Origin of the sequence: Pseudoduganella plicata, from assembly GCF_004421005.1 — a bacterium.
Classification (GTDB): domain Bacteria; phylum Pseudomonadota; class Gammaproteobacteria; order Burkholderiales; family Burkholderiaceae_D; genus Rugamonas; species Rugamonas plicata.
In genome coordinates this window covers 376,188-391,572 of the sequence record NZ_CP038026.1, presented here as the reverse complement: position 1 = coordinate 391,572, position 15,385 = coordinate 376,188, and the positions used below count along the sequence as shown (strand labels likewise).

General features: G+C 65.5%; 15 protein-coding genes and 3 pseudogenes. 11 read left to right on the top strand and 7 right to left on the bottom strand.

Annotated features, from left to right (window positions below; all coding sequences use genetic code 11):
* Positions 1–25 precede the first annotated feature (25 nt).
* Complete coding sequence (locus tag E1742_RS01655; RefSeq protein WP_229466435.1) at positions 26–1,399, bottom strand: GH1 family beta-glucosidase; 1,374 nt, start codon at positions 1,397–1,399, stop codon at positions 26–28.
* A 185-nt stretch (positions 1,400–1,584) separates the two neighbouring features.
* Here E1742_RS01655 and E1742_RS01650 point away from each other — a divergent pair, with 185 nt between their 5' ends.
* Positions 1,585–2,205 (top strand): hypothetical protein, encoded by a 621-nt coding sequence (locus E1742_RS01650; RefSeq protein ID WP_134383132.1) that lies wholly within the window; start codon positions 1,585–1,587, stop codon positions 2,203–2,205.
* A gap of 84 nt (positions 2,206–2,289) precedes the next feature.
* On the opposite strand, the gene phaR is transcribed toward E1742_RS01650, so the two are convergent.
* The gene (phaR, locus tag E1742_RS01645; protein ID WP_134383130.1) at positions 2,290–2,853 is read right to left on the bottom strand and encodes a polyhydroxyalkanoate synthesis repressor PhaR; all 564 of its coding nucleotides are present in this window, start codon (positions 2,851–2,853) and stop codon (positions 2,290–2,292) included.
* Between the two features lie 239 nt (positions 2,854–3,092).
* Positions 3,093–4,810, bottom strand: a pseudogene (gene phaC / locus E1742_RS01640) (class I poly(R)-hydroxyalkanoic acid synthase).
* Between the two features lie 61 nt (positions 4,811–4,871).
* Between phaC and E1742_RS01635 the strand changes: the two are divergent.
* Positions 4,872–5,063: a hypothetical protein gene (locus tag E1742_RS01635; protein ID WP_307721902.1), complete on the top strand. Its 192-nt coding sequence runs from the start codon at positions 4,872–4,874 to the stop codon at positions 5,061–5,063.
* Here the strand turns inward: E1742_RS01635 and pgeF are convergent.
* Together pgeF and E1742_RS01625 are read right to left on the bottom strand one after the other, a co-directional pair.
* Positions 5,056–5,853: a peptidoglycan editing factor PgeF gene (gene pgeF, locus E1742_RS01630; protein ID WP_134383126.1), complete on the bottom strand. Its 798-nt coding sequence runs from the start codon at positions 5,851–5,853 to the stop codon at positions 5,056–5,058. The two genes, E1742_RS01635 and pgeF, sit on opposite strands and share 8 nt — an antisense overlap.
* A 2-nt stretch (positions 5,854–5,855) precedes the next feature.
* Positions 5,856–6,968 (bottom strand): RluA family pseudouridine synthase, encoded by a 1,113-nt coding sequence (locus E1742_RS01625; RefSeq protein WP_371860193.1) that lies wholly within the window; start codon positions 6,966–6,968, stop codon positions 5,856–5,858.
* 65 nt (positions 6,969–7,033) lie between these two features.
* Here E1742_RS01625 and E1742_RS01620 point away from each other — a divergent pair, with 65 nt between their 5' ends.
* Complete coding sequence (locus tag E1742_RS01620) at positions 7,034–7,837, top strand: outer membrane protein assembly factor BamD (protein WP_134383124.1); 804 nt, start codon at positions 7,034–7,036, stop codon at positions 7,835–7,837.
* Positions 7,838–8,048: 211 nt separating this feature from the next.
* Here the strand turns inward: E1742_RS01620 and E1742_RS01615 are convergent, their stop codons facing one another.
* Both E1742_RS01615 and yaaA read right to left on the bottom strand, forming a co-directional pair.
* Positions 8,049–8,453, bottom strand: coding sequence for an energy transducer TonB (locus tag E1742_RS01615; RefSeq protein WP_229466433.1), 405 nt, complete (start codon positions 8,451–8,453; stop codon positions 8,049–8,051).
* A 19-nt stretch (positions 8,454–8,472) separates the two neighbouring features.
* Positions 8,473–9,240: a peroxide stress protein YaaA gene (yaaA, locus tag E1742_RS01610; protein WP_134383122.1), complete on the bottom strand. Its 768-nt coding sequence runs from the start codon at positions 9,238–9,240 to the stop codon at positions 8,473–8,475.
* A gap of 41 nt (positions 9,241–9,281) precedes the next feature.
* Here yaaA and E1742_RS01605 point away from each other — a divergent pair, with 41 nt between their 5' ends.
* From E1742_RS01605 to E1742_RS27320, 8 genes and pseudogenes are all read left to right on the top strand, one after another.
* Positions 9,282–9,740 carry a putative toxin-antitoxin system toxin component, PIN family gene (locus E1742_RS01605; RefSeq protein ID WP_134383120.1) on the top strand — a complete coding sequence of 153 codons (459 nt, stop codon included), beginning with the start codon at positions 9,282–9,284 and terminating at the stop codon, positions 9,738–9,740.
* 63 nt (positions 9,741–9,803) lie between these two features.
* The gene (locus tag E1742_RS01600) at positions 9,804–10,985 is read left to right on the top strand and encodes a pyridoxal phosphate-dependent aminotransferase (RefSeq protein WP_134383118.1); all 1,182 of its coding nucleotides are present in this window, start codon (positions 9,804–9,806) and stop codon (positions 10,983–10,985) included.
* Between the two features lie 2 nt (positions 10,986–10,987).
* Positions 10,988–11,956: an HD-GYP domain-containing protein gene (locus E1742_RS01595; RefSeq protein ID WP_134383116.1), complete on the top strand. Its 969-nt coding sequence runs from the start codon at positions 10,988–10,990 to the stop codon at positions 11,954–11,956.
* Between the two features lie 229 nt (positions 11,957–12,185).
* A complete protein-coding gene (locus E1742_RS01590) occupies positions 12,186–13,823 on the top strand; it encodes an EAL domain-containing protein (RefSeq protein WP_134383114.1) in 1,638 nt (545 codons plus the stop codon).
* On the top strand, positions 13,820–14,146 hold the full coding sequence (locus E1742_RS01585) for a hypothetical protein (protein ID WP_134383112.1): 327 nt from the start codon (positions 13,820–13,822) through the stop codon (positions 14,144–14,146). The genes E1742_RS01590 and E1742_RS01585 overlap by 4 nt, the downstream gene beginning before the upstream one ends.
* Positions 14,143–14,988 (top strand): HDOD domain-containing protein, encoded by an 846-nt coding sequence (locus E1742_RS01580; RefSeq protein ID WP_134383110.1) that lies wholly within the window; start codon positions 14,143–14,145, stop codon positions 14,986–14,988. The genes E1742_RS01585 and E1742_RS01580 overlap by 4 nt, the downstream gene beginning before the upstream one ends.
* Positions 14,985–15,113, top strand: a pseudogene (locus tag E1742_RS27325) (hypothetical protein); the annotation flags it as partial. The gene E1742_RS01580 and the pseudogene E1742_RS27325, both read left to right, overlap by 4 nt.
* A gap of 149 nt (positions 15,114–15,262) precedes the next feature.
* Positions 15,263–15,370 (top strand): annotated as a pseudogene (locus E1742_RS27320) (hypothetical protein); the annotation flags it as partial.
* Positions 15,371–15,385 lie beyond the last annotated feature (15 nt).

Genomic DNA, 15,385 nt, shown 5'->3' with positions numbered 1-15,385 from the left:
TAAGTGAAACGGGGACGCCGATGGTTCAGCCTCGCTCGCGGCGGCGTGCCAGGAAATCGCGCACCAGCTCCGCGCTGCGCTTGGGCGTACGCTGCTGCGTCGTGTAATCGACGTGGACGATGCCGAAGCGCCGCTCGTAGCCGAAGGCCCACTCGAAGTTGTCGAGAAACGACCAGATGTAGTAGCCGCGCACGTCCACGCCCGCCCTCACCGCTTCGTCGACGGCGGCCAGGTGGCGGTTCAGGAAAGCGATGCGCTGGTCGTCGACGACGGCACCGTCGATCACGGCGTCGTCGCTGGCCATGCCGTTTTCCGTGATGTACACGGGCGGCAGGTTCGGGTAGCGGCGGTCGAAGGCGACCAGCAGGTCGGACAGCCCATCCGGATAGACCTCCCACCCCATCTGCGTGCGTTCGACATCGGCCAGCGGCACCTCGACATACCCGCCGGCACCGTCGCTGCGCACATTGGTGCGGAAATAGTAATTAATGCCGATGAAGTCGAGCGGCGCGCCGATGATGGCCATGTCGCCCTCCGCGATGTCGGGCCTTGCGCCCGGCCACAGCTCCTCGTACAGCCGCGCCGGATACTGGCCGCGCAGCAGCGGATCCAGCACCCAGTCGTTGTGCTGCAGCTCAAACAGTTCGGCCGCACGCTCGTCGTCCCGCGTCGGACCATCCGTTGTGCCGCGGCCGACGTTGACGACAATGCCCTTGCTCGACGCCGGATCATTGCGGCGCAGCGCCCGCAGCGCCAGCCCGTGCCCCAGCAGCAGGTGGTGCATCGCCGCGTTGGCCGCCCGCAGGTCGCTGCGCCCAGGTGCGTGATGGCCCGTGCCGTAACCCAGCATCGCCGAGCACCACGGTTCGTTCAGCGTGGACCAGAAGTCCACCAGGCCGGCCAGCTCGCGGCTGACCAGGTCCGCGTACTCGGCAAACCTGTATGCCGTAGCGCGGTTGCACCATCCGCCCTCGTCCTCCAGGTGCTGCGGCAGGTCCCAGTGGTACAGCGTGACGGACGTCCTGATGCCTTTGCCCTTCAGGCGCTGCAGCAGCTTGCGGTAGAACGCCAGGCCCGCCTCGTTCGGCCGTCCGGCTTCGTCCATGACGCGCGGCCAGGCAATCGACAGCCGGTAGGCATCGACATTCAGGCTGGCCAGCAGATCGATGTCGCTTTCCCAGCGGTGGTAATGGTCGCAGGCAATCTCGCCGGTGTCGCCGTGCAGTACCTTGCCGGGTGTGGCGGAAAACGTGTCCCAGATCGACGGCAGCCTGCCATCTTCCTGTGCCGCCCCTTCGATCTGGTAGGCAGCTGTCGCCGCGCCGAGCAGGAAGTCCGGCCGCCACAGGATCGAATCCGCGGGCGGGTTGAAGGTACTTGGCAGGGTACTTGGCGCCACAGGGTCTCCTTTGCTGTCGTCACTGGAAACGATTCCAGTCGTTTCAAATGATAGTAACAGCGACAAAATTGTCCGGTCAACAAATATCGCGGAAGTGTGGTGACGTTTCCACCTGCGCGACAGTTGGCGTGGCGACCGGGGCGTCGGCTATCATCATGCGAAACCGATGGCTTGCAGGAGACGAGATGACGGGAGCAACCCTGGGGATCAAAGGCACGGCGTGCAAGTGGAATGTCGCGCTCCTTGTCGATGGCAAGATGAAGACGAAAGCGCTCGCGGGCGAGCAGAAGCCGCTGGCTGAACTGACGACCTGGCTGGACAAGCAGGGTGTCGTACCGGGCGCGCTGCACGTGTGTGTCGAGGCGGCGGATGACCACGCGCGCGCCTTTGCAATGGCGTTACACGACAGTGGCGCCACTGTCAGCCGGGTGGATCGTGCGGCTGTGGAAGGATTGGCCACACCGGCCACCAGGACCGCGACGAGCCCGGCGGCGGACGCCAAGGCCCTTGCCCGCTACTGTGCCGCCAATAACCCCGGCCCATGGATTCCGCCTCCGCTGGAGGAGCGCCTGCTGAAGGTGTCGCTCGAGTCTCTGACGGCGTATCGGAAGTTGCGGGAATCGGAGGCGAGGCATCTCGATCAGCTGCGGCGCGACGGATCGGCAAAGCTGGCGAAAGATGTCGAAGACCATCTCGAGTGGATGAATGGTGCGATCGCGAGGATCGAACAGGAGGTCGCAAGGCTGCTGGAGGCGCATCCCTACCTGAAAGACAGGCAAGCGGCGATTCTGGCGGGGCCGGACTGACTGCCCATGCGCCGGCGGCGCAACCCGCGGCCGACAAAACAAAAGCCGGCACGAGGCCGGCTTCGCTGCAACTGACGGTAAAACTTACTTCTTTTCGGGCGGCGCCGTCGGCGGCACCGCGAACGGGAACGCGCCGAACAGGCTGAGGCTCTGGTTCTGCATCTGTTCCTGCATCTGCACGAACAGGTTCTTGCTCTGGTCGATGTAGTTGTTCATCATGCCCTGCATGATGGGGGCCTGCACGTTCATGAACTGCGTCCACATCTCGGGGCTGAACGGCTTCCCTTCGAAATTGGTGGCGCCCGTCGTCAGGCGGCGCTGGATGTCGGTAAACGCCTGGACGTTCTTCTCCAGGTACGAGCCCATCATGCCCTGCATCGCGTGGCCGTAGTAGCGGATGATCTGCGCCAGCACATCGGTGGAGAACATCGGCACGCCGCTGGCTTCCTCTTCCAGGATGATCTGCAGCAGGATGCTGCGCGTCAGGTCCTCGTTCGACTTCGCGTCGACAACGGTAAACGGATCGGCATCGAGCACGAGCTGCTTGACGTCGGTCAAGGTGATATAGGAACTGGTCTGCGTATCGTAGAGACGGCGGTTCGGGTACTTCTTGATCAGGCGTTCAGCACTTTTCTTTGCACTACTCATCACAAGTCCACTCATCCACTAAATGCGGCGCCTGTCGCGCGCACCGGGTTAATACTGCCAGGGTAAATCATCGTAAAAAAAGCGAACGGCGGTTCGCTTTCCACGAATCACCTTATTATAGTGCGAAAAAAACCCCGGATGGTGGCATCGATACAAGTTTCCCCCCAGCGGAACCCCCGCCCGGCGCTTATTACAACGCAACTAACATAAGCGCTGGACAAATGGCGGAATTTCCCGCCTTACTCGGCCTTTTCCTTGACGTAACGGCCAGGTGCGGGCTCGATGGGCTTGTATGTCGCGTTGCCCAATTTCGTGGGCGCCTTGACCTCGCTACCGCCATGTTGCGCCAGGAAGGCGGCCCACTCAGGCCACCAGCTGCCGGGATGCTCGGTAGCACCCGCCAGCCAGCCGTCCACCCCGATGCCAGGCGTATCGTTGATCCAGTAGCTGCGCTTTTTCTTTGCCGGCGAATTGATGACGCCGGCAATATGGCCGGAAGCGCCCAGCACGAAGCGGTTGCGCTCGCGCCGGCCGGGATTCATGATCGCCGTCGAGGCGAACGCCGACTGCCACGGCACGATATGGTCCTCGCGCGACGAGTAGACAAAGGCCGGTGCATCGATCGCACCCAGGTCGATCTTCTCGCCGGCAACGGTGAGCTTGCCCGGCTCCTTCAGGTTGTTTTCGAGATACGTATTGCGCAGGTACCAGCAGAACATCGGCCCCGGCAGGTTGGTCGAATCGGCATTCCAGAACAGCAGGTCGAACGGCGGCGGCTCGTTGCCCTTCAGGTAGTTCGACTGCACGTAATTCCATACAAGGTCGTTCGGTCGCAGGCTGGAGAACGTGCTGGCCAGGTCGCGCCCCGGCATGATCCCGCCCCGCCCCAGCGCCTGTTCGCGCAGCGCCACCTGCGCTTCATCGACGAATACGCTCAGCACACCCGTATCGGAGAAGTCCAGGAACGTCGTCAGCAACGTCACGCTGGCGGCTGGCTGCTGCCCCGCGCCGCCAGCACGGCCAGCGCGGCAGCCAGCAACGTGCCGCCTACACAGAAACCGAGCGTGTTGAGCTGGTCAGCGCCGCTGATTTCCCGCGTGACACGGATGGCCTCGATGACGCCCTCCTCCGTGTAGTCGTCCCAGCCCTTCTGCGCCAGCGACGCATCCGGATTGCGCCACGAGACCAGAAACACGGTATTGCCCTGCTCGACGGCGTAGCGGACCAGGGAATTGTCCGGCTGCAGGTCGAGGATGTAGTATTTGTTGATGCACGGCGGCACCATCAGCAGCGGCCGTTCGCGCACCCTGGCCGTCAGCGGCTTGTACTGCAGCAGCTGGAACAGCGCGTTTTCATACACGACCTGGCCTTCCGTCGTGGCCAGGTTGCGGCCCACCTCGAACGCCTTTTCGTCGGACTGCGAAATATGGCCGCGGCGCATGTCCGCCAGCATATTGGCCAGCCCCTTGGTCAGGCTTTCGCCCTTCGTTTCGATCAGCTTCTGCTGCGCTTCCGGGTTGGTCGCCAGGAAGTTCGCGGGCGACATCGCGTCGACCAGTTGCTGCACGGCAAAGCGGATCTTCTGTTTCTGGTGCGGCGACGCCTCGACGGCGTCGGCCATCGCGATCAGGAATTTCGCATTGAGCAGGTAGGCGGCCGCATTGAAGGCGGAGACGGGATTGGCTGTCCACGCATCCGCCGCAAACCGGCGGTCCTTCACTTGCGGGGCGCGCCCGGCCAGGAACTCCTGCCACAGCGCGCCGAACTCGGCGATGTATTGGTTCTTCAGTGCCTCCAGCGCATCCGGACGGATGGCGGCGCCGGCGTCGCGCAGCAGCGCGGCGCCCGGCATGGCATTCATATCGGGCATCATGCGGAACCAGGACTGCCAGTGATTCGGATCGCTGAGCTGGGACATCCATGCGGAAGCGATCGCTTGCGGGTCGGGCTTGTTCATGTGCATTCCATTTAGAATTGATCTTTGTTACCGAAGACTACAATCTGAATCTATGCTTCTGATGACTGCGCTTGCCTGGATCTATGTCGTGCTGCTGATGGCGCTGACCGAACCCACCGTGGTGGCGGGCATCATGACGTTCCTGCTGTACTGTGCCCTGCCACTGGGCATTCTATTCTATGTGACCGGTGGCAAACGGCGCAAACGGCAGCGCGCGGCCGCGGCGCGGGCTGCCGACGACACGACTACCTGAGCCAGATCAGGCTGGCCTGGCGGCCCGTCACGCCGTCGCGGCGGTAGGAGTAAAAGCGGCCGGAGTTCGAGACGGTGCAGAAGTCGCCGCCGGTAATCCGGTGCACGCCTGCGCGCTGCAGCGCGATGCGGGCCAGTGCATACAGGTTGCACAGATACTTGCCGGGACGCTCGGGCACGGGCACGAACGCGGCGCGGACAAGATCCTCATGCCCTTCGGCGCGTACCAGAAACGCCGCCAGCACCTCCGAGCCGACCTCGAATTTGGCCGGACCGATGGCCGCCCCGAGCCACGCTCGCAAATCGCGTGCGCCGGCCCCGTACATCGCAGTGGCCGTGTTTTCCAGCACGCCTTCGGCCAGACCGCGCCAGCCTGCATGCGCCGCAGCCACCATCGTACCGGCCGCATCGCAGAACAGCACCGGCAGGCAGTCGGCCGACAGCACGGCGCAGACGACGCCGCGCTCGCGCGCATAGCTGGCATCCGCTGTCGGCGCGGGCGCATGGGCCAGCACGTCGACGGTACCGGCGTCGATGACCGCCGTGCCGTGCACCTGCGACAGCCAGACGGGTTCGGCCGGCAGCTCGGCGCGCACGATATCGCGGTTGCGTTCGACGCAGCGAGGCGAATCGCCCACATGCACGCCCAGGTTCAGGCCGCCCTTGCCCTGCCCGTCGTCATACGGCGCGGGGCTGACGCCGCCGCGGCGCGTGGTGCACAGCACGCCGACCGATTCAGGCAGGTCGGGCCAGTCCGGGTCCAGGAACTGCACGCTGTTGCGATTGCGCATGATCACGCCTCGTCATCGTAGTCGTAGTCGTCCTCGGCATCCTCGTAGTCGTCGCCGATGACCGTCTCGGGCGGCTCCTCGATGCCTGCCTGATCCAGCAGCGCGCGGAAGTCGTCGGCCAGCGGGATGATCCATTCGCAGGCTGCGCCCGTGGCCGGGTGCGTCAGCCCAAGGCGGCGCGCCTGCAGCGCCTGGCGGTGGAACACGCCCGTCAGGTGCGGCTTGCCGTAGACGTAATCGCCCACCAGCGGGAAACCCAGGTGCGCCATGTGGACGCGGATCTGGTGCGTGCGGCCCGTCTCCAGGCGGCACTGCACCAGCGTCACTGGACGGCGGTCCAGCTCGCCCGACTCGAGGCGCTGGTAGTGCGTGATGGCCGGCTTCGAGCCCAGGCTGGTCGACACCGCCATCTTGACCCGGTTCTTCTGATCGCGGCCCATCGACGCGTCGATGGTTCCCGACAGGCGCGGCGTGCCCCACACCAGCGCCCAGTATTCGCGCTTGACGGTACGCGCCTGCAACTGGCGGACGAGGTCCGTCTGGGTCGGCAGGTCCTTGCCGATAACCATCAGGCCGGAGGTATCCTTGTCGAGACGGTGGACGATGCCCGCGCGCGGCACGCCGCCCAGTTGCGGCCAGCGGTGCAGCAGGCCGTTCAGCAGCGTGCCGGACCAGTTGCCCGCGCCCGGATGGACGACAAGCCCGGCTGGCTTGTTGATGACGATCAGGTGGTCGTCCTCGAACACGACGTTCAGGTCCATTTCCTCGGGCGTGAACGCCACGTCTTCCGGCGCCGCCTGCGGCAGCACGACGATTTTTTCGTCACCGTAAACGGTGGCACGCACCTTGGCCGGCTTGCCGTCCACGGTGACGAAGCCCTCCTCGATCCAGCTTTGCAGCCGGCCGCGCGAGAATTGCGGGACGAGTTTCGCGATCACCTTGTCCAGGCGCTCGCCGCACGCTTCCGGCGTCAGCTCCAGTTCGATCGGGGCCAGCGGCGCGGCAAAGCCCGGTAATTCAGCGGCGATTTCGGCCGGGAACTCGCCATCGAAATCGGCGTCAAAATCGTGATCGGGCAGTTCGTCGGCCGGATTCGGCACAGTGTTCAATTTCACGGCATTCCCATCGGCTATAATCAGCCTAGTGTAGTATCTTGTTAAACGTCTTCTTGCACGAGAACATGCAAAAAAAAATCAAGGTGGTGGCAGCATCGGTTTTACTGCTCAGTCTGTCGGCCTGCGGCCTGTTACCTGAGCAGACCGATGAGACCAAAGGTTGGTCCGCAACGAAATTATACTCGGAGGCCAAGGAAGAAATGGCCGGCCAGCACTACGAGCGTGCAATTCAGCTGTACGAGAAGCTGGAAGCGAGCTATCCGTTCGGCGTGTACGCGCAACAGGCGCAGATGGAAGTGGCCTACGCCTACTACAAGGCACAGGACCAGGCCCAGGCGCTGGCCGCCGTGGAGCGTTTCATCAAGCTGCACCCGAATCACCCGAACGTGGACTACATGTACTACCTGCGTGGCCTGGTCAACTTCAATGACCAGCTGAGCCTGCTGAACTTCGTCTACGAACAGGATCCGGCCGAGCGCGATCCGAAAGCCACGCGCGAAGCGTTTGCCGCGTTCAAGGCGCTGGTCGACAAATTCCCGAACAGCAAATACGCGCCGGACTCCGTCGAGCGGATGAAGTACCTGATCAACGCGATGGCGAAGTACGAAGTCTACGTGGCGCGCTACTACTACCGCCGCGGCGCCTACCTGGCCGCCGCCAACCGCGCCCAGGACGCCGTGCGCGACTACCGCGACTCGCCGTCGATCGAGGAAGCGCTGTGGATCATGGCACGCAGCTACGACAAACTGGGCAACACCGCCCTGCGCGACGACGCGATGCGCGTCTTCAAGCAGAACTTCCCGAACTCGAAATTCATCGAGGAAGGCGCGCCGAAGCCCGAACGCAAGTGGTGGAAGTTCTGGGGGTGATCGTCGCGCAGTGCGCGGCGATCAAAAAATGAGCCTGCGGCACTTGCGATAGCTGGGGACAGGCGCCAATCTCCGAGTCGGGAGACGCGAAGATTGGTGCCTGTCCCCGACTTTCTGGCGCCGAAAGCCATCCAGTCTCGGTGGCCTGCTCACGCGCACAGTGCGCTGAGACGCCCCGTGTGTCTCAGGGCCACAGCCGTGCCACCGATGCCTAGAAAGAGTACATCGGCCTTGCGTCGAGCTTCCAGAGATATTGCATCTTTGTCCATGCCTCGACAGGCTGGCCATCAACTACCGCCGGATCGAATCGACATTTTGCCAGCGCAATACGGGCGGCCTCGTCAAGTTCTGCATTGCCACTCGACCGAAATACTCTCGACTCCTTTACCGTGCCATCGGCGCCGATCAAATAGGACAGCGTGACGGTACCCTCCGCTTCTAACAACAGCGCGGAACGGGGATATTGGGGCCTGGCGCACCCTGGGAGGTTGACACGAGCCGATCTGTCCGCTTGATGCGTCGGATGCTCGGCTTCCTGGGCAAACGCAGTCCGCCCCGCGAATGAGCCGCACAGAAGCGCAATCCCGAGCAAGCGTAAATCGAATCGAAACATCATCTTCTCTCCGATCGTTTCCTCAAGCCACCTTGCGCCTGAACACCCACGTGGTGTCGTTCGAAGCGCCCGCATCGAACCCATACCCCTCCACATCGAACGACTTGAGCCCCTCCGGCTCGGTGATGCCCCGATCGGCCGCATAGCGGGCCAGCATGCCGCGGGCGCGCTTGGCATAGAACGAGATGATCTTGTACTTGCCGTTCTTCCATTCCTCGAAGACGGGCGTGATGACGGGCACGGCCAGCTTGGCCTTGCGCACGGACTTGAAATACTCCTCGGAAGCGCAGTTGACGAGGTACTGCGCGCCCTGTTCCTTCGCCGCGGCGTTGAGCGCGTCGGTAATCGTGTCGCCCCAGAACGCATACAGATCCTTGCCGCGCGGGTTGGCAAGTCGCGTGCCCATTTCCAGCCGGTGCGGGTGGATCAGGTCCAGGGGACGCAGCAGACCATACAGGCCCGACAGGATGCGCACGCGCGACTGCGTATAGTCCAGCTGCGATGGCGCCATCGTGCGGGCCGCCAGGCCGTCGTACACGTCGCCATTGAACGTCATCACGGCCTGGCGGCCTTCGGCGGTGGATTTCGTCCACGACGCATAACGGCCCACGTTCAGCGCGGACAGCGCGTCCGACAGGTCCATCAGCTCGGCCAGCTGGGCCGGCGAGAAGTCGCGCAACCGGGCGATCAGCTGCTCGGAATGATCGAGAAACGCGGGTTCGGTGGCGTGGGGGGTGGGAGAAGGCGTCTCCAGGTCGAGACTTTTTGCGGGGGAAAGCACTATCAGCATATGATTCGGAACCAGACATACTTGAAAACAAGAATTCCCACATGATACCCGCTTCAACCCAAAGCTTGCCGGACCGCATCGTTATCGACACGAACGTCTGCCTCGATCTGTTCGTGTTCCACGACCCGCGCTGGGCCGCCCTGCTGGCCGCGCTGGAAAGCGGCACGGTCGAGGCGATCACCCGCGCCGACTGCCGCGACGAATACAACATCGTGCTGCACTACCCTCACCTGCCGCTGGACGACAGCACGCGTCCGCTGGCGGCGGCCAGGTTCGACGCGCTGATCAAGGTGGTCCAACCGCCCGAATCGGGCGTGCGGCTGCCCGTCTGCACCGACCCGGACGACCAGAAATTCCTGGAACTGGCGCGCGACGCGGGCGCCGGCACGCTGATCACGAAGGACAAGGCCCTGCTCAAGCTGGCAAAACGGCTGGAAAAAGCCGGCATGTTCAGGGTCATCCTGCCGGAAAAATGGACGCCGCCTGCAACGGCCGTCTGATGCGGCCCGGCGCCCGCCGGCTGCGCTAGAATGGAACGACCACCAGCCACATTACGACAACCCATGTCCACGACTTCCCCCGCCGGCCCGGTAACGCCGGCCATCGTCTCCCGCCTGCCCAGTGTCGGCACCACCGTATTTACGCACATGTCGATGCTGGCCGCGCAGCATGGCGCCGTCAACCTGGGGCAAGGGTTCCCCGACTTCGCCTGCGACGCGCGGCTCGTCGACGCCGTCACCGAAGCCATGCGCGCCGGCTTCAACCAGTACCCGATGATGACGGGTGTACCGGCGCTGCGCCAGGCCATCGCCGCCAAGATCGCCGCCACCTACGGCCGCCAGTACGACGCCGACACGGAAATCACCGTCACCGCCGGTGCCACGCAGGCGCTGACGACGGCCATCCTGTGCTGCGTGCATCCGGGCGACGAAGTCATCATCATCGAACCGGCCTACGACAGCTACCTGCCCACCGTGGAACTGGCGGGCGGCGTGCCCGTGCTGGTCCAGATGACGCTCACGGACGCTTGCTATGCCATCCCGTGGGACAGGATCGCGGCGGCCGTGACGCCGAAAACGCGCCTGCTTGTCATCAACACGCCGCACAACCCCACCGGGACGGTGCTGCGCCAGGCCGATATCGACGCCCTGAGCGCCATCGTGCAAGGCACCGGCATCCTGATCCTGGCCGACGAAGTCTACGAACACATGGTCTATGACGGCGCTCGCCACGAGTCGATGAGCCGCCATGCCGTGCTGGCCGCGCGCAGCTTCGTCGTCTCCAGCTTCGGCAAGACGTTCCACGTCACGGGCTGGAAGATCGGCTACGTGGCGGCACCGGCGCCGCTGATGGCGGAGTTCCGCAAGGTCCACCAGTACAACGTGTTCTCCACGAACGCGCCCATGCAGCACGGCATCGCCGCCTACATGGCCGACCCGCGGCCCTGGCGCGAGCTGCCGGATTTCTACCAGCGCAAGCGCGACCTGTTCCGCACCGGCCTGGCGGCCAGCCGCTTCGAGCTGCTGCCGGCGGACGGCACGTATTTCCAGTGCGTGCGTTACGGGGCCATCTCCGACCTGCCGGAGGTGGCGTTTGCCGAATGGCTGGCGGCGGAGATCAAGGTCGCCGCCATTCCCGTCGCGCCGTTCTACCGGGGCGGCGTCGAGTCGCGCGTCGTGCGCTTCTGCTTTGCCAAGCAGGACGACACGCTGCGCCTCGCCCTGGACCGGCTGGCCCGGGTGTAGCGATGGATGCCCGCCACGCCGAAGTCACCGGGACCGCGCCGTCGGTGCTGCGCGGGCTGAACGAGCTGCACCGCCGCCTGGAGCATCAGCTGGCACGCCTCGAGGATGCCCGCGAGGCCGCACCGGCGCTGCGCGAACTGGCGCGCGACCTGCTGCATACCGTCGACATGGGCCAGGACGTGGCGCTGGCGTGCGTGCTGCTGAACCAGATCGCCGGCAGCTATGCCGTGCGCCATTGCGTGGAGACGGCTGTCGTCGTCGCTATCGTCGGCCGCGGTATCGGCCTGGGGGAGGACAGCCTGGCCGCCGTGGCCGGCGCCGCGCTGACGATGAACTGCGCGATGCTCGATGCGCACGACACCTTCAACAGCCGCGTGTCGCTTGCGGGCGAGGGCCTGACGGGCGAGGAGCGCGCCCGATTGCGTCGCCATCCCGAGGATGGCGCCCGCCTGCTGGCCTGCGCCGGCATCGGCGACGAGGAGTGGCTGGCCAGCGTACTGCACCACCACGAGGACGACGACGGCAGCGGCTATCCGCATGGCCTGGGTGCGCACGAGATCCCGCGCGGCGCACGGCTGCTTCGTCTGGCCGACCGGTGGTGCGCCCGCGTCTCGGCGCGCAACTATCGCCGCTCGCAGTCGCCCGATCTGGCGCTGGCCGAACTGACGAGCGCCGCCGTGGCCCACGATACGGTGCTGGCAACCGCATTCGCCGTCCATATCGGCAGCTACCCTCCGGGCACGCTGGTGGAACTGCAATGCGGCGAAACGGGCGTCGTCACCTACCGTCCGGCACTGGCCGGCACAGGCCCGGAAGTGGCCTGCCTGCGCAACGGCGCCGGGCAGACGCTGGTGCCGCCGGACGTGCGCCGCCTCGACTCGGAGGACGATATCGTGCGTGCCTTGACGGAGGACGACGCCGACCTGCGCTTTGCGATGAAGGCCATCTGGGGCGCGCTGGCAGCACGCTGAAGGCACACCGGTAGCACGCTGCCAACATTCCGTTTCCACCCAGCAACACTTATGTCGGCATGGTGCCGGACTGGCGCACGCGGCTCCGACACGGGCATATAATCGGCCTGCAAGGCAGCGGTTCCATGGTGGAGCCGCTGCGCTTGTTCCGTCAACCGATCACGGGACTCCGATGCTTCCAGCCGAGCGCTCCCCGGCAGGCCCTACCGCTCTCTGCGCCGCCGGCGGCATGTCCGCACCACCGTCGTTTGCCGGCGAGGATGTCGGCGCCGCCTTGCGCCGCGCCATCGCCGAGGACGAGCTGACCCTGCTGTATCAACCCCTCGTCGACCTGCAAACCGGCGCCATTGCCAGCCTGGAAGCGCTGCTGCGCTGGCAGCACCCGCGCCATGGACTTCTGGAAGCGGGCCAGATCATGGCCGCGATCGACGCCGCGGGCATGACCGCGGCCGTTGGCCGCTGGGTGCTGGAACGCGCGTGCCACGATGCGCGGCACTGGCGCGATCACGGCAGCGGTGCGGTCAAGCTGGCCATCAACGTGGCGCCGGTCCAGTTCCGCGACCCGGAGTTCGGCACGTTCGTCGCGCAGACCATGCAGCGTTGCGGCATCGACCCGTCGCAACTGGCGCTGGAAATCACGGAAACGGCCCTGACCGAGGCGGGCGCGGACTGCGACGCCCTGCTGGCGCGCTGCCGCGTGCTTGGCCTGCACCTGACGCTGGACGATTTCGGTACCGGCCACTCGTCGCTGAACAGCCTGAAGCGTTATGCCTTCGATGCCCTCAAGATCGATGCGCGCTTCGTTCGCGACGTCGTCACCGACAGCGACGACGCGGCCATGTGCCGCACCATCGTCGCGATGGCGCACCACCTGGGCATGCACGTGGTGGCCGAGGGCGTGGAAACGGAAAGCCAGTGCGACTTCCTGCGCCGCAATATGTGCGACTTCATCCAGGGCTGGTTCTTTGCCCGGCCCCTGACGCCGGACGGCATCGACCTGCTGCTGGCGGAGGGACGCGCACTGCCGCCGCACCTGCTGCGCATGCATAAGCCGCTGCGCCGCCTGCTGCTGGTGGACGACGAGGCGAATATCGTGTCCGCACTGAAGCGCCTGCTGCGCAGCGAGCAATATCAGATTCATACCGCCCACAGCGGCCAGCAGGGCCTGGATCTGCTGGCCGAACAGCCCGTGGACGTCATCGTCTCCGACCAGCGCATGCCCGGAATGATGGGCGCCGACTTCCTGCGCAAGGCGAAGGAACGGTATCCGGACACCATCCGCATCATGCTGTCCGGCTACACGGAGCTGCAATCGGTCACCGATGCCGTCAACGAAGGGGCGATCTACAAGTTTCTCACCAAGCCATGGGACGACGAGCAGCTGCGCGGCCACATCGCCGAAGCATTCCGGGTCAAGGAAATCGCCGACGAAAACCTGCGCCTGAACCTGGAGGTGCGTACGGCCAACCAGGAGCTGGCCGCGGCCAACCGTCGCATGAAACAGCTGCTGGCGGAGAAGCAGCGCCAGATCAGCCGCGACGAGATCAGCCTGAACGTGGCCCGCGAGCTGCTGCGCCACCTGCCACTGCCTGTGATCGGGATGGACGACGCCGGCATGATCGCCTTCATCAACGGCGCGGCCGAGACGCTGTTCCGGCACGAGAGCGCCTTGCTGGGCAACGAGGCCGGCATCGTGCTGCCGCAGTTGTTCCCGCCGGACGATGCCGGCAGCGCCGCCGGCCAGAGCAGCCGCACGCACATGGCCGAGATCGACGGCCAGCGCTACGCTGTCGTCGTCTATCCGATGGGCGAGCACTCGGCCTCGCGCGGCAGCCTGATTACCTTGAGCCGGACGGAGGCGTCATGAACAGTTCCAGCGAAATCGACCTCGACGAGGCCACGGCCGGCATGACGCTGGCGCAGGATCTGCTCGACGACGGTGGTGCCGTACTGGTGCCGCGCAATGCCACGTTGACGGACAGCCTGCTGGGCGCGCTGCGCCGGCGCGGGGTGCAGCGCTGCGTGGTCGTGATGGAAGCGGCGGTCGATGACGCCGAGCTGCGACGGGAACGCGAGCGCCGGCTGCGCCGGCTGGAACAGCTGTTCCGCCACGTCGGCACGACACCCGGCGGCGCCCTGCTGCTGGCCCGGCTGCGCGCATTCCGCGGCGGCGACGAGGTGGCGCCATGAAAAGACCGGAAGACATCATCCGCAGCGTGCGCGACCTGCCTTCGCTGCCCGGAATCGTGGCCGAGCTGCTCGCAACGATGGAGCAGGAGGACATCGACACGCACGCGCTGGCGGCCCGGATCACGCAGGACCAGGCGCTGACGGCCAAGACGCTGCGCCTGGCCAACTCGTCGTTCTATGGCCTGCAGTCGAAGGTCACCAGCATCGCCCAGGCGGTCTCGGTGCTGGGCTTTCACGCCATCCGCACGCTGGTGACCGCGTGCTCCGTCACGGCCAGTTTCGCGCCGCGCCCCGGCGGGCAGTTCGACTTTCCCGCGTTCTGGCGCCACGCCATCGCCAGCGCCGTCTGCGCGCGGGTGCTGGCGCGGCACCTGCGCGTGAACGTCGAAACGGCATTCACGGCCGGCCTGCTGCACGACCTGGGGACGCTGGTACTGGTGACCCGCCTCCCGGACGAGTACACGCAGGTGGTCGCATGGCAGCGCGAGCATGACTGCACCGCCGCGACGGCCGAGCAGGCGCTGTTCGGCACGGACCACGCCGCGGTTGGCGCGGCCCTTGCTGCGCACTGGAAATTTCCCCAGCAGATCCAGGCGGCCGTGGCCGGGCATCACACGGTGCTGCCGGATGACGACCTGGCGCCGGCCGACCTGACCACCGTGGTGCAGGCGGCCAACGTGCTTGCGCACGCGCTGGATCTGGGCGGCCCGGAAAATGACCAGGCGCCGCCGCTGTCGTTGGCCGTCTGGCGGGCCTTCGCTCTCGACGAGGCCGCCTGGGACGGCGTGTTCAGCGAAGCCGAGCAGCTGTACCGGGAAATGTGCGGGGCCCTGGCGTCATGACCCGGCACGCCCCCCTTTCCACTACCTTGCCGGACGGCAGCGACGTGGCCCTGTCGGACTATTTCGACGGCCACCCGGTGCCGACGTTTGCCATCAACACCGACCACGTGATCACGCAGTGGAACCGCGCCTGCGAGCACCTGCTGGGCTGGAGCAAGGTGGAAATGGTCGGCACGGACCGCCACTGGCAGGCGTTGTACCGTTATAAACAGCCTTTGCTGGCCGACCTGATCGTCGAAGGTGGCGAGGCGGCCATCGAAAAGCACTATGCCGGCAAGTGGCGCCGCTCGGCGCAGATCCCCGGGGTTACGAGGCGGAGGACTTCTTTCCGAATATCGGCGCGGCCGGTCACTGGCTGCATTTCACCGCCGCGCCGCTGCGCGACCAGGCGGGCCGC

What these genes read in the sequence shown, in the direction of transcription:
- E1742_RS01650 (WP_134383132.1), top strand. Translation starts at nt 1,585, where the DNA reads ATGACGGGAGCAACCCTGGGGATCAAAGGCACGGCGTGCAAGTGGAAT.
- phaR (WP_134383130.1), bottom strand. Translation starts at nt 2,853, where the DNA reads ATGAGTAGTGCAAAGAAAAGTGCTGAACGCCTGATCAAGAAGTACCCG.
- E1742_RS01635 (WP_307721902.1), top strand. Translation starts at nt 4,872, where the DNA reads ATGACTGCGCTTGCCTGGATCTATGTCGTGCTGCTGATGGCGCTGACC.
- pgeF (WP_134383126.1), bottom strand. Translation starts at nt 5,853, where the DNA reads ATGCGCAATCGCAACAGCGTGCAGTTCCTGGACCCGGACTGGCCCGAC.
- E1742_RS01620 (WP_134383124.1), top strand. Translation starts at nt 7,034, where the DNA reads ATGCAAAAAAAAATCAAGGTGGTGGCAGCATCGGTTTTACTGCTCAGT.
- E1742_RS01615 (WP_229466433.1), bottom strand. Translation starts at nt 8,453, where the DNA reads ATGATGTTTCGATTCGATTTACGCTTGCTCGGGATTGCGCTTCTGTGC.
- yaaA (WP_134383122.1), bottom strand. Translation starts at nt 9,240, where the DNA reads ATGCTGATAGTGCTTTCCCCCGCAAAAAGTCTCGACCTGGAGACGCCT.
- E1742_RS01605 (WP_134383120.1), top strand. Translation starts at nt 9,282, where the DNA reads ATGATACCCGCTTCAACCCAAAGCTTGCCGGACCGCATCGTTATCGAC.
- E1742_RS01600 (WP_134383118.1), top strand. Translation starts at nt 9,804, where the DNA reads ATGTCCACGACTTCCCCCGCCGGCCCGGTAACGCCGGCCATCGTCTCC.
- E1742_RS01595 (WP_134383116.1), top strand. Translation starts at nt 10,988, where the DNA reads ATGGATGCCCGCCACGCCGAAGTCACCGGGACCGCGCCGTCGGTGCTG.
- E1742_RS01590 (WP_134383114.1), top strand. Translation starts at nt 12,186, where the DNA reads ATGTCCGCACCACCGTCGTTTGCCGGCGAGGATGTCGGCGCCGCCTTG.
- E1742_RS01585 (WP_134383112.1), top strand. Translation starts at nt 13,820, where the DNA reads ATGAACAGTTCCAGCGAAATCGACCTCGACGAGGCCACGGCCGGCATG.
- E1742_RS01580 (WP_134383110.1), top strand. Translation starts at nt 14,143, where the DNA reads ATGAAAAGACCGGAAGACATCATCCGCAGCGTGCGCGACCTGCCTTCG.